Origin of the sequence: Trichocoleus sp. DQ-U1 (assembly GCF_039961925.1) — a bacterium.
Taxonomy (GTDB): Bacteria; Cyanobacteriota; Cyanobacteriia; order Cyanobacteriales; family FACHB-T130; genus FACHB-T130.
In genome coordinates this window covers 1-14,666 of record NZ_JAMPKB010000008.1, presented here as the reverse complement: position 1 = coordinate 14,666, position 14,666 = coordinate 1, and the positions used below count along the sequence as shown (strand labels likewise).

Below are 14,666 nucleotides of genomic sequence, written 5' to 3'. Positions count from 1 at the left end.
TTGCCTGATGGTGGAGGTTTAGCAAGAGCATTAGGCTTTCTAACAGGGTTTTGGTTTTGCTCTCGTTTCCAATTTATGTCTGGGAATGCTTTCTCTAGAAGGCTGTACTCTCAATAACGTAGATTCTCCTGGTTCCAGCTAGGAAATGAGAAAACTAATCGTTTGCCAGAGCGCTTCTCGCCTTAATTTTCTTTAGGTATTTTTTTGAGTATTTTTTTATGGGTCGCCCGGGATTCGAACCCGGAACTATTCGGTTAAAAGCCGAGTACTCTACCGTTGAGTTAGCGACCCGAAAACTTCAGTTGTTTAGACAACGTTTACAACGGTAACACAGATTACTGGAATTAGGAAAGGGGTTTTGAAAAAAAACTTTTTTATAAAAAAGTTACGGTCAAACGAACTGATGTCTCCAAACTGCCTCCCGGTTCTAGACGCAGTAGCTGCTCTCCGGTATTCAGAGCATTGCGAGGGGCACTCCAAGGCTCCATGCAGTAAAAGTCTTTGCCTTTGACCGTCCAGAAGACAAAGGTGGAATAAGGGTTGTCCCAACTAAGGGTGAGCTGCAACTGTCGGCTGGCGTCGGAGGCAGTGGCTTCTTGACCGCTCAACTGCTTAAAGGCGACATCAATTTCATCTTGGTTAAAGTCAAAGGCACCCGTGAAGGGATGGGTTTGGCGGGTGCGCTGATCTTGGTATTCGGCGGCGGGAATTCCAAACTTGATTCCGGTTTTTTCGGGTGTCCAGAAGTAAGGATGCAGACCCGTGGAGAAGGGCATCGGCTCGGCTGAGTGATTGGTGTAGCGCTGCCGAATCTCTAACGTGTTACCCAACAGACGGTAAGTGAAGGCGAGTTGAAAGTCAAACGGGTAAACGGCACGTGTCTGGTCGTTGCTGTTAAGGACAAGGGTAAGGCTCACTAGGTCTTGAGTCACTTGGTCGGTGACTTCCCAAGGCATATCGCGGGCAAAGCCGTGTTGCTTGAGGGTGTAGGGCTGACCTTGATAGGTGTATTGACTTTCGGGTAAGTTGCCGCAGATGGGAAACAGAATCGGAATCCCACCTCTAACGCTCAAGTCTGGATTGGCAAACCGCTCTGCATCTAGGTAGAGGATTTCTTGTCCTTGGATGCGTAGGCTAGTAACGATACCGCCTCGCTCTGGAACGACCTCTAGATGGGACTGAGCGGCTTGGTCTGAGAGGATGTAGGTTTTGTAGAGCTGCTGCTTAGTGGCGATCGCGTACACCCGTCTTTTTCCGTTTCTATTGAGGATTTGCTGATTGTCTCAAACTTTAACAAACATTTCTTGAAATTCCCATATCTACTTTACACATCCTTAACAGTCGCTGCACTAAGCTGTTTTATACGGTCAATCTATCTATAGGATTAAATCGACAGCTTGCTCAGTAGAGAAGCAACCGCAGTAAACTCTTCTTTTGTCAAGCATCCGCTTGGTTTTGCCATTTGTGACCTCGATCACCTAAAAATACGGTCTAAAATCACAAAAAATGGCGGATTACCATCAATTCCTAATCTTGGAAAGTATTTCATACTCAAAGATAGATATCTCAGCAAATCAAGGATAAACAGGTCGCCATGATTCGCACACTTGTAAAGTCAGCTTTCCAAACAGGTTGCCTCAGCGTCGCTTCTGAAGGTCTGATTCGCCAAGTGTTAGTGATGAAAGGCTACCAATCGGCGGATTTAGAAGCTCTTGACACCTTACACCAGGCATTGAATGCCGGTAAGATTCAAAGAGAAGCACGGCAGAGCGTAGCGCTGATATCGCCTCGGATACAAGCCCTGAAACCGTTCTTTGATAACTACAAGGCATCGTGATCGCGGCACGGCTGCCAAAACGATAGAAAAACTTTGATATCAGTAGAATTTTTATTTATTCGCTGCCGACCTGGGCCAAGAATTATTAGAATGATTAATAAGAACTACCAATCTCAGCTAGGTGCGCTTCCTAAACAAAGCGAGAGTTAGGATGACTGAATTGACTGCTACAAGGTTGGACTGGTTGCCAGTCAAGGCTTTTTGTCACCAGTTGCCTTTCCATTACTCATCTCAAAAGACTCATTGATACTCGTAGCTGCCTTGATTCAAGTTTCCCTTAGTGGTAAAAACCCTGAATGAGGATTGGAGTGCGCGCATTCTACCAGAGGGAGTATCCTACAATCCCTATCTTAAATGCCGCAGGATTCAAGCTAAACTTTGAAATTAAATCGGCAATATCATCTAGAACGCTCACTTTGAACCCTTGTCCCTACCCTCGATTTCCACATCTTTCCAAAAATTGGCATGGGGCTGACCAAGAGGCTTCCTTGCCTATCCAAAATCGGCATTCCCAGGCTTTAGGGATGCAAAGCCTTGCGCCCCTAAGAAACCCAACCCAAATCCCACATTCCAGGCTTTTGGGAAAAATAGGTAAAGATAAGGACAGGAGCCTGGGAGAATGGCAGGATTCAACCCCGATTACGTTTGAGAGAGGCTGGATACCTAAAAAAAGGTATGCAGGCTCCATGAAGAATTGCACAACTTATCTGCTCAGGAGAAGCAACCCATGCTACACCGCAAGATTTATCAACTCTGTTGCGATGGTCGTGAGGTCTGTATTTTCTTGCGGGACCAACAACGCTGGATCGAACGCGCTCGCATCGTTGACATTGAAGGAGATTTAGTCACGCTCCGCTATGAAACCGAAGAAGAAGATGAAGCTTGTTCTTGGGAAGAAATGGTTCGCCTCGAAAGCATTGGTGCTGTGACACAAAAGCTGGCTTCAGTGCCCAGAGGCAATGCTGAACCACTTGTCTCTGACGATTGTCCGGAAGCCGAACAAATTCGTCCGCGTTTCCCCGACTCGAATCCAGACTGAGGAATTAAAAATGCAAAATCAAAAATTAGAAATGGGGGATGCTTCATTTTTAATTTTTGATTTGATTTCTTATCTTTTTCAATCTTCGAGGCTTTCTAGGTCGTCATCTGAAGGGGTTGGAGGCGGATGCGCCGGTTCAAAAACTGGACAGTATCCTTCAGGTGTCACCTTAAATCCATACAGGGGCGAGTCCTGATTCCAACAGCGCTGCCCCCGTTGGTGTAGGCAGTTGCCGCAGCACTCAACATTCATGGGGACTCTGGCGTCGCTGCTTTGGCTTAAAAGTTCTCGTTGGGATAATCCGCGCAATACCAGTTCCTCACCCTGCCACCGGGCTTCCACTAAACCAGTATCAGCAAAGTGTTGCCAACGGGGATCGGCAGCGATCGCCTCCGGTAGGGTGATGGTAACGACTGTTCCCAGTTCCGTCAGCTCCCCTTCGTAACTGGTTTCGGGTGCCGCCGGTTGCACAAACGTCTCGCCAATCGGGAGTTCTACCAGCGTCCCAGCCGGTGGAGAATGCAAGTGGTAACGGTTGTGCAACTCCTCCAACCCGGTTAAATCAGCCAGGTAGGTGGGAGAGGCATGAACAAAAATTACGTGCTGAGGACGGATATTGTGAATCAGCTGGGTGGTTCCCAGCCCATCAGAATGCTGGGCAAGCAAATAGTTTTGTATCGTCAACGATGAGTAACTAGGCTCTTGGGAGAACCTGGGTTGCTGGGGCAGTAATAACACCCACGGCCCGGTGCCTGGTTGACAGTATTCTCTAAGATCGTGGTTTTCCTCAGTCAGGATAATGCATGGAGACTGACCGACAGAGGGACGTTGTTCTGGAAGCAACCGACGCACTCTGGGACGCACCCGTTCATCCCAAAATAGGGATTGATGACGGGCAAAATTTTGCACAGAGGCTGGGAGGTTGGTGAGAATATCCAAATAGGCATCGCAGCCAGCCGCCACGTTACCATCTACCCAGATATCGAGGTTGCGACCCGTGAATAAGTGGTGACTCCGCAAGAGCATCAAGAGTTCTTGCCCTAGTCCCAAAGTCGGCACGGGCATCAAGACAGAATTCGCTTGAGCGATCGCTTGATTAATTCGCTCTGCCAGCTGATTCTCTTGGTTCCGCCGGTGGGGATGACGCGCTGTGCCGTAACTGCCTTCCACGATTAGCACATCTGGCTCTAAGCCTCGCAATGCTTCTAGCGGCAACCCCTCTACCAGGCGCGAGTTTGAAAGGAAAAAATCACCTGTGTAAAGTAGGGTGTAAGAGCGGTGGCGACTCGTGTAGGTCAGCAAGATTGCAGATGCGCCTGGTAAATGTCCGGCTGGGAATAATTCCGCACTCAATCCCTCTTTGAATTCGACAGGCGATCGCATCGGCAATGCCTGACACAATTGCGGGAGATTCTGCGGAGCTATCTCAGGCCAATTCAGTGGCAGCAGCTGGGTTGTCAATTCACTTGCATAGACTGGCAACTGGGGGAAGCTTTCATGCAGCGCCAGCAATCCCCTAGCGTGATCCGGATGGGCATGGCTGCACAGCACTAAATCTGCTGGAGGAATTCCCTCACCTTTGAGCGAGGAAATGTCCGCCAAACCACAGTCTAGGAGAATGCGGTGTGGCCCCATCCGTACCAGCAAGCAGACGCCTTCGTCACCATGACCGACGCCATAGGGAAAATAGGCTAGATCGTCATAGCCGTGAGAGGATACCGGGGGGGGTTGACTCATCATTCGATTTTCAATTTTAGATTTTGGATTTTAGATTCAATCCAAAATCATCGGAGGCTTAGAAACTCCGACCTCCGCAAACTCTAAAATCCAAAATTGACTGGCTAACAGCGATCTTAGTGAGCAGAACCGTTTCCGTGATAGTTGTCTGAATCGTAAAATCCATTTTTAGTGCCAAAAAATAGGCACGATACGGTAAAAACAAGTGTTAAGGCTGCTAAAACTAGCTTGACATCCATGAGTTTTTATGAATTGAACGGGGTGGTTTGGTATATCTTAAGTATATTTAACGATGAATCTGATTAAAAATACCCAAATTGTAGAAGTTTCTTGGCTAGATCGCCCATCCGCTGAAGTTGCACCTGATTTGGTGGGCTGCACGTTGGTGCGACAGATGCCTGATGGAGAAATCATCCGAGGGCTAATCGTGGAAACGGAAGCCTATGGCCCTGAAGATCCGGCTTGCCATGCCTATCGGCGACGAACCGAGCGCAACTGGGTGATGTTCGGGCCAGCCGGGAGAACTTATGTTTATTTAATTTACGGAATTTACTACTGCCTGAACGTGGTCACAGACCAGGACAGCATTCCCAGTGCTGTTTTGATTCGGGCTGTGCAACTAGAGTCTATACCGTCCTGGATCAAAGAGAGCGATCGCTCGAAACCCCATCGAATCGCCGCGGGGCCAGGTAAACTCTGCCGCGCCTTACAAATTGACAGCACATTAAATGCACAAGTTTTACAACCCGGTCAACCCCTGTGGCTAGAGCATCGTCAGTCACAATTTATGCCGGAACTTGTCCAAACAACTCGGATTGGTTTATCACAGGGAATCGATTTGCCGTGGCGGTGGTATCTACGCGGTTGTGCTGCTGTCTCCAAACTTTAATCGAAACTTTAAAGGGAGATGTCTTGGCCCTGCTCTGTGAAGCGGACATCTTTGATCTTCCATTGAGAATTTGCAGTGAGGGTTTTTCTGAGGCTACCGAACAGAGCAAATTGTTCGCAGCTCGAAAGGGAGACAAATTTCCGCTGGGAACCGGGTGCAATTCGCAAATCAACCGTGGCAACTCGATTGCTGGGATTCACGCTGACACGATACCCAGCTAAATTAAAGTCGGCTGTGTCCCGCTCCTCCAGAACTTTGCCTACCGCTGCTTGGACGCTTTCAACCGCTGAAACGTCTACTTTTTCCGGTACTAGCGCTTCACACTGAGTATCGGGTTGATAGATGGTGACGGTGACATTGTTTTTTGAGGGGGCGGTTGTTGTTGCTTGGCTAATCGCACCCGTCAACAATTGGCTGGCATCTGACGCTTTCGTCGTAGTTTTGCTGGCTTCAATAGCATGAGCGGGAGGTAAGCCAGCTTTGTCTCTTTCGCTGTTTGTCGGTAAAGAAGCGCAACTACTTAGACTAGCGACAATCGCTCCAGTTAATAAGGGAATCCAATAATTTTTTGTACGGCTCATCGCTTTTGAAATCTGTCTTTAGATAGATTTTTTGATAGCCCCCAATGGTAAATGGCACCTTGAGGGGATAGCATAGTTTTACTGATACTGCTGAGCAATATCAGTGTAGATTTCTGCGGAATTTATGGACCGAAGTCCATTAGGTGACAGTAGTAAGCTCCTCTAGCGCCTGGGCGGGTCAGTCTCTCCCAGCGCGGGGGGAGACTAGGAGGTTTCTATGCTCACTCAGGAAGGACGTGTTGCACTGTCGGATATTGCTGACTTAAATCAGCTTAAGTCTGAGCTAAATCGCTTACCGGCGGTTGATGTAGGGGATTACATTGCCGAACTGCCCCCATCCAAGCGAGCGATCGCGTTTCGCTTGCTTAATAAAGCTCAAGCCATTGATGTCTTTGAATATCTGCCTCCGGAAGTGCAAGAAGAACTAATTGGTTCGCTGCACGATAACCAGGTGTGTCAGATTGTAGAGGCGATGCGACCGGATGACCGGGCGGAACTGTTTGACGAGCTACCCGCAGGCATTGTGAAGCGGCTGTTGCAGCAACTCAGCCTTGAAGAACGGCAGGCAACTGCCAGGATTTTGGGCTATCCCGAAGGCACGGCGGGTCGGGTAATGACGACGGAATATGTACGGCTGCGCGAAGGCTTAACGGTCGGAGAAGCCTTGAGCAAAATCCGTGTCAGTGACGAAGATAAGGAAACAATTTACTACGCCTACGTCACCGACGACAACCGCAAGCTCGTTCGGGTTGTATCGTTGCGGCAACTGTTGTTTTCGCTTCCCAATGCCCTGATTGGGGATATTGCGAGCGATCGCGTTGTCAAAACTTACACAGAAACGCCCCAAGAAGAAGTCGCGCAACTAATGAAGCGCTATGACTTGATCGCCGTGCCTGTGGTTGACCGCGAAGATAGGTTAGTGGGGATTGTCACCATTGATGACGTGGTAGACATTCTAGAAGAGGAAGCCACACAAGACATTCAGAAACTGGCGGGAGTCAGTGGCGGTGATGAAGCCGCCTTGTCGCCTCCTTTGGTGACGCTTCGTAAGCGTCTGCCTTGGCTGTTAGGGAATATTATTCTCTATGTCGGAGCCGCCAATGCGATCGCGCCTTTTCAGGGAACGATTTCATCAGTGCCCGTTTTGGCAATCATCATGCCAATTTTAGCCAATAGTAGTGGCAATGTCGGCTTTCAGGTCTTATCGGTGACTGTGCGCGGACTAGGTGTAGGTGAAATAACACCACAGGATACGCTGAAACTTCTCCGTAAGGAAATTCTCGCTGGCTTGGGTACAGCCTTGTCACTGGGGGTTGCCTTGGGTGCCCTTTCTTTGATTTGGTCTCCTGCCAATGAGCGATGGGTGGGGTTGGTTGCAGGACTGGTGATGGCTATCAATGTCTTGATGGCTGCCACCCTAGGGACTTTGCTGCCAATGGGTATCAAACGGTTGAACTTAGATCCAGCACTCATTAGCGGTCCGCTGCTGACTACGACGCTAGATGCATTGGGGTTCTTGACTTTCCTGACGCTAATCTCAGCGGCTTTGAATGTAGTATCTAGATGAGCAGTCAGTTGTCTTCTGTTCGTTGTTCGTTGCTACTGACCACACCTAATGGCTACCACTACCTGGACTCGTCACCACGTTCTTTCCTTAGCTGATTTCACCCCAATTGAATACAATACTGTGTTGCAAACTGCCGCCAGTTTCCGAGAGGTACTGTCGCGACGCACGAAGAAAGTGCCAACGTTACAAGGTCAGGTGGTAGCAAATCTATTTTTTGAATCCTCTACCCGCACCCGCAGCAGTTTTGAACTAGCGGCAAAGCGTCTCTCTGCCGATACGCTGAACTTTGCTGCGGCAACATCTTCTCTAACGAAAGGAGAGACCATTTTAGATACGGCGAAAACCTATTTAGCGATGGGTGCGGACATGATGGTGGTTCGTCATCGGGAGGCGGGGGTGCCGCAAGCGATCGCTGCCGAAATGGATCGCTTAGGTTCAAAGGTGGGCGTCCTCAATGCCGGGGATGGTCAGCACGAACACCCATCCCAAGCATTGCTGGATCTTTTCACCATCTGTACCCTGTTAGACCCAGATCACCCGCGACTTGAACTGCTCAAAGATAAAAAAATTGCCATTGTCGGCGACATTCTCCACTCGCGGGTCGCTCGGTCGAATATTTGGAGTTTAACGGCAACGGGTGCAGAGGTTCACTTAGCGGGTCCCCCCACGCTTCTCCCTCAGTGGTTTGCCACCTATGGCACTCAAGAGGGGAGCCAGGGAGCCAATCACCCGTTACCAATCACTGATGACCAATCTCCCATTTTCAACCGCAAGCTTTTTCTCCACTGGGATTTGGAACCCGCTTTACAAAATGCTGATTTTGTGATGACGTTGCGGCTGCAAAAGGAACGGATGACGCAGCATTTGCTGCCGAGTTTGCGAGAGTACCATCAGCGGTATGGGATAACACGCGATCGCCTGAAACTCTGCAAACCTGACGTTAAGGTACTGCACCCAGGACCCGTCAACCGAGGCGTAGAAATTAGCTCTGACTTGATGGACGACCCCCAGTTCAGCTTAATCTCTCAGCAAGTGACTAGCGGCGTGGCTGTCCGTATGGCGCTTCTATATCTGATGGGCGGTGGCAAGGTTTAGCAGCCAGGGTTCTGCAAAATCTTGGGGTAGATCGACAAAATCTGGAACAACACAATCTGAAACAACAAGTGCAAGGAGCGATCGCTTAGGGTAATGCGGGTGCTGGATCGATCAAAATAGATCCAGTTCCTTTCTCAGGATTTCAACGTGATGAATGGCGTCACCACTCTCCTAAACCTTCCCAATCAACCCTCCGCGAAAGATAGTTTTACGATTAGCTTCGCTCCCTTATCAATGGAGGAAGTCTACTCACTAGCGGACGATCCTGCCAACGGAGCCGTGGTAGTCATGAGTGGAATGGTACGCAATCAAACTGATGGGAAGCCGGTGGTTGCTTTGGAGTATCAAGCCTACGAACCGATGGCTTTGCACATATTTAGTCAAATTGCTGCCAATATCCGCCAAACCTGGCAGGATGTCAATCGAGTAGTGATTCACCATCGCATCGGACGCTTGCAGATTGGCGAAATCAGCGTGTTGGTTGCGGTTGGGTGTCCTCACCGCTCAGAAGCTTTTGAAGCCTGCCAATATGCAATTGATACCCTAAAGCACAATGCCCCCATCTGGAAAAAGGAACATTGGGCAGATGGTTCTAGCAGTTGGGTGAGTATCGGTGCCTGTGAAACCCAGCCAGAGGGGTGTTAAGTCGCCTTCTGCTGGTTCAGAAAAGAATGCCCTTGACCGATACTTTTTACAAAACTTTAGACTTTCAAGGGCTTTAGATTGCAGTTTGTAACTATTGCTTTATCCCAGGAAAATTATCCTTTAGACTGATCCCCAATTCATAATTTGGGGATAAAGGGGATAGGCTAATGCCAAATCTGAACTGGCACGAATATTTACTTTTTGTTTCTTTTGTGGGTAGTATTGCTGGACTTTTCTTACTATCCGTTGACAAACAAACTCAGGTGGATGAGCTTGAAGAAACGGAGGAAATGCTATTGACAATGAGCTTTACTTACTGGATAGTTTACTGCGTTGTTGTAGGTATCCTGAAGTTTAGCCACCCTGAGTGGGAGATTTTGTTGATGAGTTTAAAGTTAACGGCTGCTTTTTCTTACTTGTTGACCTTTACTTCTGTCCTGACTCTGCCGCTGCACCGGATGTCAGTTCGGCAAGTAGAGTAGTATAAATTTTGTCTGAATCCCTAAAATTACTATCAGACTTCTCTGTGAGCCAATAGCTAATTGTTTAATGCTCAATTAATCGAGGTTGATTCCCTCATTAAAACTGAATCGTAAAATTGAATTCACGCTTAATAGAAAATCACCCCATTTCCGAATTTTGGCAATTCAAATGGGGTGATTTTGCTTTTATGGCTTTAGCTTAATAGACGATAAGCCTAGCGACAAGTGCCGAGATTGGTCGAGTTTGAACTGGGAAACCCGTAAGAAATCCATCCGGCAACAGGGGCTGTAATCTGAACCCAGGCACGGCGTTCGGCGTCGAAGGTGAATGCTGGAGGACTGGTTCTGAGGGTGACTCTATCTCCAAACTTAACTCCGCCAACTCTAGTACCGTTTTTGCCGGGTGCGGTACGAATAGCCATCCCTTCAGCGCCCTTGTAGGTAATGACGCGGCAAAGGCTAGTTGTAGGATTCGGTCTGGGATTCGGGCTGGGAGTTGGGTTGGGAGTCGGGGTAGGGCTGGGAGTAGGTCTAGGGGTAGGATTGACTCCAGAGCAGGTTGTAAGGTCTCTTGCTTGGACATACCCGGTTACAGGGGCACTGATGGCGATAAAACCAGCGCTGCCATTGTCTGCAAGGGTAACTTGTTCGCCAGCAGCGAGCGTTCTAATTGTTTGGCTGGAGAGCGATCGCTGCGTATAGACAAAAATCCGCGCTTTCGTAGCGCGGCATTGTCCTACCAGACTTTGCGCTATTTCAAAGCTGCCCCCAGGTTGAACTGAGTTCTGTTCTGATTGTGCAATCGTGTTAGCAGTTGTGGTTGTGCTAATGGCAGGAGTGGGAAAATTCAGACTTCCCACGACGCTCAAGCCTAAACTAAAGAGAGCGATAGGCTTGCCCCAGCGACTCATCTTTTTCATACGGTCAACTCCTCATCTCACCAAAAAGTTTTTGTTAGAGACTTCAGCAAAGAAAAACCGATTGACGGTAGAACCAAGTTTCTGAAGATGGCTCGGCTTCAGTTGCCCAGCATCTTTATTCAGCTTTGACGCTACCGAACATCAGGATCGTCAATCTTTTAGAAGTCTCCTCGTCAAATAGCATACAAGTAAAGATTAATCCAAATCATCGGAAAGAAGGCAGAAATGTCAAGAGTAAGAGCGATCGCTCTTTGGGCTTCACCGCACTCAGTCTCCAGAAAGCGATCGCCTTTACTCCTGAAACCACGCCGTTAACGCTACAGCAAGGGCATCGGCGGCATCATCCGGCTTGGGAATGTAGCCCAAATTTAACTCCCGCGCCACGGCTTGCTGCACTTCGGACTTATCCGCATTTCCCATGCCAGTCAGCGCTTGTTTAATTTGGGCAGGCGTAAACTCAACAAACGGAACCCCGTGCTGTGCCAACACCAACATCAGCACCCCCCGTGCTTGAGCCACCACAATCGTGTTTCCCATCCGATAAAAAAACAATTTCTCGATTGCCACCAGATGGGGTTGACACTGCTCCATCAGCGTGTGCAAATCGTCGTAAATCGTGCGGAGTCGCTCCCCCATCTCCGTCTTTGCCGAGGTCTGAATCACGCCAAAATCTAGTAAACTTACCACCTCAGACGCAGTTTCTACTTGGCGCTTCGCGCGATCGCCACCTGCCGCTGCGGCATAATCTACCTTTTGGCAGACAATTGTCCCAAATCCTAATCTGGCAAGTCCGGGGTCTAATCCTAAAATACGCTTTTCCATCTAGCCTAGCTTTGGGGATTCACTCAAGGGGGAACTGCAATCGGTTAATTGAACGCTTAGAAGCAACAAGCGGGTCTAATCACTGAGTCGTAACATCTTGATTCCTGATCCAAGCAGCAAACCATCGCAACCTATCATAAGCTGAGTTGAAAAATCCCCTCCTCTGTTTCTTAGTTTCGTATGTCACATCTGAGTGGCTTAGTGAAAATGTATTCTGATGGGCACAGCCTTAGTGTTGCTCAGTGGGTAGCAACTTCTGCCTTCCCCGTGCTAGTCCAATCAATCCGTAGAGACGATTCATCAATCGCGCCTACTTGAGTGGATTCGCCAAGCAACGTTAAAGTCGAGTCTTGCCTTTGTGTCCCCTAGGAATCCGCAATGTCAAACGTTATTTTCAAACAAGCCTTACGCACGCTCAAACAAGATTCGCATATGGTCTGGAGTTTTAAGCCTAGGACGCCCCAACGAGTCAATAGCTGGTTTAAGTGGTTAGCGCCCGGACTATTGGTAAAACGCTGGTTGCTGATCAGTGTGGGAGGCGTGCTGCTAACCAGCCTAGGTTTGGCGATTTGGGTGAAACTGACCCCAATTTTCTTATTGATTCAGTTCATTGGGAACATTCTGGAAGCGATTACCACGATTATTCCCAATTATGTGTCCGGTCCAATCGCGATTGGCTTGGGTTTATTTTTTATTTTTTTAGGACAAACCCGCTCGATGGGAGCGATTACCGAGGTACTGAAGCCTTCCCAGGATGAAGAACTGATTGATGTGCTGTTGGCGCATCGCAAACTTAACCGGGGGCCAAAAATCGTGGCAATCGGCGGTGGCACCGGGCTTTCTACTTTGCTCAGAGGATTGAAGGAATACACCGCCCACATTACGGCGATTGTAACGGTGGCAGATGATGGCGGCTCCTCTGGTCGTCTGCGGCGAGAAATAGGCGTCCTACCGCCGGGAGACATTCGCAACTGTATCGCGGCATTGGCAGACCAAGAAAAGTTATTGACCGAATTGTTTCAATATCGCTTTAAGGCTGGGGATGGTCTGAACGGTCATAGTTTTGGCAACCTATTCCTGACGGCAATGAGCGATATTACCGGAGATTTGGAGCAAGCGATCGCTGCCAGTTCTCAAGTTTTAGCTGTGCGAGGGCGGGTGCTACCGGCAACGTTGTGCGATGTTCGCCTCTGGGCTGAGTTAGAGGATGGACGCACCATTGAGGGGGAATCGAGCATTACAGAAGCCAATGGTCAGATTAAGAAAATTGGTTGCATTCCTAGCAACCCCCCCGCTTTGCCTAAAGCTTTACAGGCAATTGAGGAAGCCGATTACATTATCATCGGCCCTGGAAGCCTTTATACAAGCGTGATTCCCAATTTATTGGTGCCAGAGATTGCCGAAGCGATCGCCCAAAAGCAGGTTCCCCGCATCTACGTCTGTAACATCATGACCCAACCGGGAGAAACCCAAGGTTACACGGTTGCAGACCACATTCGCGCCATTGACGCCGCCTGCGGACGACCGCTATTTAACGCCGTCTTGGTGCAGCGGAAAGTTCCAAGTGCGAATGCCCTGATTCGCTATGCTCAAGAAAGTTCCCATCCGGTTTTTCTAGATCGAGAAGCCATTGGGCTGCTGGGGCGTCGCATTGTTTTAACCAACGTGATGGATGAAGACCCAGAGACGGGTTATGTACGCCACAATCCTGAGCGGCTGGCACGGGTGTTGCTGAGGTGGTATAGTCGCGCCCAGGCAGTAGAGTTTTGAGTTTTGAGTAATTTGGAGTCAATTGTCATTTTTCTTGCCGATGCCGGGGCGACGCGATCGCTTAGGATTGCTCTCAGTCAATCCCTCCGCGCTGGTAGTGTACTTTTAAGCGTTTTAAATTTTGAGTTTTGAGTAATTTGGAGTTAATTGTCATTTCTCTTGCCGATGCGGCGGCGACGCGATCGCTAGGGATTGCACTCGGTCAATCCCTCCCCGCCGGTAATGTACTTTTATTAGAAGGCGACTTGGGCGCTGGCAAAACCACGCTGGTGCAAGGCATTGGCGAGGGTTTGGGCATTACCGAGCCGATTGTGAGTCCCACCTTCACTCTGATTAACGAGTACGCACAAGGACGCCTCCCCCTGTATCATCTGGATTTATACCGCTTGCAGCCAGAAGAAGTCGAAGCGTTGAATTTAGAAACCTACTGGGAAGGATTCGAGGTGCCCCTGGGAATTGTGGCGATAGAGTGGGCAGAACGGTTGCCATATCAGCCGCCCAGCTTTTTAAGCGTCCATCTAACCTACTGTGCGAATAATGGTCGCCAAGCCAACCTGATTCCAGCGGGTGAGTTTGATTTTAAGTCAATAAAATTTTAAACACAAAGGTTCGCTCTCGTTTAGACACTGATTTATCGCGTCTTTCCTTTGCGTACCTTTGCGCTTACCTTGGCGTACCGAGAGCGTTTAATTATTCGTTAAATGTCAAGGCTTCACCCCGCACTTCTAGATTCAGCTTCCCCCGCTCATAAACAACCTGACCGCCAACAATGGTGATGAACAGGCCATCCCGTCAAATTCAAGCCTTCAAAGGGACTCCAGCCGCATTTGGTTAGCAATTCTTCGCGCAATACTGGACGATAATTGTCCAAATCTACCAGAACTCAATCGGCATCATAACCGGGAGCGATCGCACTTTTTTTGGGAATCTGATACGCCTTAGCGACAGCCGCAGACATCCAGTTGGCAACTTGGGAAACACTACAGCGTCCCTGCATGGCTGAAGTCAGCATCGAGTAGCGCTTGCCAAAGAACTTCGTTGTCGTGGGGCGATCGCAATGGCGGATTCATCTGCGCCAGAGTGCCAATTTTCTCATAAGCACTGGTGTTCAGCAGCAAGTGTTGCGGCGTCACTTCTGCTTTCACTCAGCTCGGTTTATCTTGACGTAATAGACCTCCTGCATGAATCAGGAGGCATGTGCCAGTTCGTAGTTCAGCAAGCCAGCAATTAGGTTTAAGCGCAAACCAAATCTCTGCCTGCGATTGCGATAACGTCCTGAAAA

At 49.0% G+C, this 14,666-nt stretch carries 14 protein-coding genes, 1 tRNA gene and 2 pseudogenes; 9 read left to right on the top strand and 8 right to left on the bottom strand.

Annotation, left to right across the window (positions count from 1 at the left end):
* Positions 1 to 219: 219 nt before the first annotated feature.
* Together NDI34_RS05145 and NDI34_RS05140 are read right to left on the bottom strand one after the other, a co-directional pair.
* Positions 220 to 291, bottom strand: a tRNA-Lys gene (locus NDI34_RS05145).
* Positions 292 to 374: 83 nt separating this feature from the next.
* Positions 375 to 1,244 carry an aldose epimerase gene (locus NDI34_RS05140; RefSeq protein WP_190438050.1) on the bottom strand — a complete coding sequence of 290 codons (870 nt, stop codon included), beginning with the start codon at positions 1,242 to 1,244 and terminating at the stop codon, positions 375 to 377.
* 350 nt (positions 1,245 to 1,594) lie between these two features.
* Here NDI34_RS05140 and NDI34_RS05135 point away from each other — a divergent pair, with 350 nt between their 5' ends.
* Both NDI34_RS05135 and NDI34_RS05130 read left to right on the top strand, forming a co-directional pair.
* Complete coding sequence (locus NDI34_RS05135; RefSeq protein ID WP_190414030.1) at positions 1,595 to 1,837, top strand: hypothetical protein; 243 nt, start codon at positions 1,595 to 1,597, stop codon at positions 1,835 to 1,837.
* A 727-nt stretch (positions 1,838 to 2,564) separates the two neighbouring features.
* Positions 2,565 to 2,876 carry a DUF6679 family protein gene (locus tag NDI34_RS05130; RefSeq protein WP_190414032.1) on the top strand — a complete coding sequence of 104 codons (312 nt, stop codon included), beginning with the start codon at positions 2,565 to 2,567 and terminating at the stop codon, positions 2,874 to 2,876.
* Between the two features lie 78 nt (positions 2,877 to 2,954).
* On the opposite strand, the gene NDI34_RS05125 is transcribed toward NDI34_RS05130, so the two are convergent.
* The gene (locus NDI34_RS05125; RefSeq protein ID WP_348232099.1) at positions 2,955 to 4,613 is read right to left on the bottom strand and encodes an MBL fold metallo-hydrolase; all 1,659 of its coding nucleotides are present in this window, start codon (positions 4,611 to 4,613) and stop codon (positions 2,955 to 2,957) included.
* A gap of 292 nt (positions 4,614 to 4,905) precedes the next feature.
* Here NDI34_RS05125 and NDI34_RS05120 point away from each other — a divergent pair, with 292 nt between their 5' ends.
* Positions 4,906 to 5,502, top strand: coding sequence for a DNA-3-methyladenine glycosylase (locus NDI34_RS05120; RefSeq protein ID WP_348232056.1), 597 nt, complete (start codon positions 4,906 to 4,908; stop codon positions 5,500 to 5,502).
* Between the two features lie 8 nt (positions 5,503 to 5,510).
* Here the strand turns inward: NDI34_RS05120 and NDI34_RS05115 are convergent, their stop codons facing one another.
* Positions 5,511 to 6,083 (bottom strand): sporulation/spore germination protein, encoded by a 573-nt coding sequence (locus tag NDI34_RS05115; RefSeq protein WP_348232055.1) that lies wholly within the window; start codon positions 6,081 to 6,083, stop codon positions 5,511 to 5,513.
* A 217-nt stretch (positions 6,084 to 6,300) separates the two neighbouring features.
* On the opposite strand from NDI34_RS05115, the gene mgtE reads away from it, so the two are divergent.
* From mgtE to NDI34_RS05095, 4 genes are all read left to right on the top strand, one after another.
* Positions 6,301 to 7,650 (top strand): magnesium transporter, encoded by a 1,350-nt coding sequence (gene mgtE / locus NDI34_RS05110; protein WP_348232054.1) that lies wholly within the window; start codon positions 6,301 to 6,303, stop codon positions 7,648 to 7,650.
* 48 nt (positions 7,651 to 7,698) lie between these two features.
* Positions 7,699 to 8,745, top strand: a complete 1,047-nt coding sequence (locus tag NDI34_RS05105; RefSeq protein WP_348232053.1) for an aspartate carbamoyltransferase catalytic subunit — start codon at positions 7,699 to 7,701, stop codon at positions 8,743 to 8,745.
* A gap of 150 nt (positions 8,746 to 8,895) precedes the next feature.
* Complete coding sequence (locus NDI34_RS05100) at positions 8,896 to 9,390, top strand: molybdenum cofactor biosynthesis protein MoaE (RefSeq protein ID WP_190414042.1); 495 nt, start codon at positions 8,896 to 8,898, stop codon at positions 9,388 to 9,390.
* 167 nt (positions 9,391 to 9,557) lie between these two features.
* Positions 9,558 to 9,872: a hypothetical protein gene (locus tag NDI34_RS05095; RefSeq protein WP_190414044.1), complete on the top strand. Its 315-nt coding sequence runs from the start codon at positions 9,558 to 9,560 to the stop codon at positions 9,870 to 9,872.
* Between the two features lie 215 nt (positions 9,873 to 10,087).
* On the opposite strand, the gene NDI34_RS05090 is transcribed toward NDI34_RS05095, so the two are convergent.
* Both NDI34_RS05090 and ruvC read right to left on the bottom strand, forming a co-directional pair.
* Entirely contained in the window at positions 10,088 to 10,792 is a 705-nt protein-coding gene (locus NDI34_RS05090) for an SH3 domain-containing protein (RefSeq protein ID WP_190425888.1), read from the bottom strand.
* Positions 10,793 to 11,083: 291 nt separating this feature from the next.
* Entirely contained in the window at positions 11,084 to 11,614 is a 531-nt protein-coding gene (gene ruvC / locus NDI34_RS05085; protein WP_190414048.1) for a crossover junction endodeoxyribonuclease RuvC, read from the bottom strand.
* Between the two features lie 378 nt (positions 11,615 to 11,992).
* Between ruvC and NDI34_RS05080 the strand changes: the two genes are divergently transcribed.
* Entirely contained in the window at positions 11,993 to 13,384 is a 1,392-nt protein-coding gene (locus NDI34_RS05080; protein WP_190984906.1) for a gluconeogenesis factor YvcK family protein, read from the top strand.
* 146 nt (positions 13,385 to 13,530) lie between these two features.
* Positions 13,531 to 13,983, top strand: a complete 453-nt coding sequence (gene tsaE / locus NDI34_RS05075) for a tRNA (adenosine(37)-N6)-threonylcarbamoyltransferase complex ATPase subunit type 1 TsaE (RefSeq protein WP_190438177.1) — start codon at positions 13,531 to 13,533, stop codon at positions 13,981 to 13,983.
* A 91-nt stretch (positions 13,984 to 14,074) separates the two neighbouring features.
* Here the strand turns inward: tsaE and NDI34_RS05070 are convergent.
* Positions 14,075 to 14,556, bottom strand: a pseudogene (locus NDI34_RS05070) (amidohydrolase family protein); the annotation flags it as partial.
* 14 nt (positions 14,557 to 14,570) lie between these two features.
* Positions 14,571 to 14,666: pseudogene (locus NDI34_RS05065) on the bottom strand (IS5/IS1182 family transposase); the annotation flags it as partial.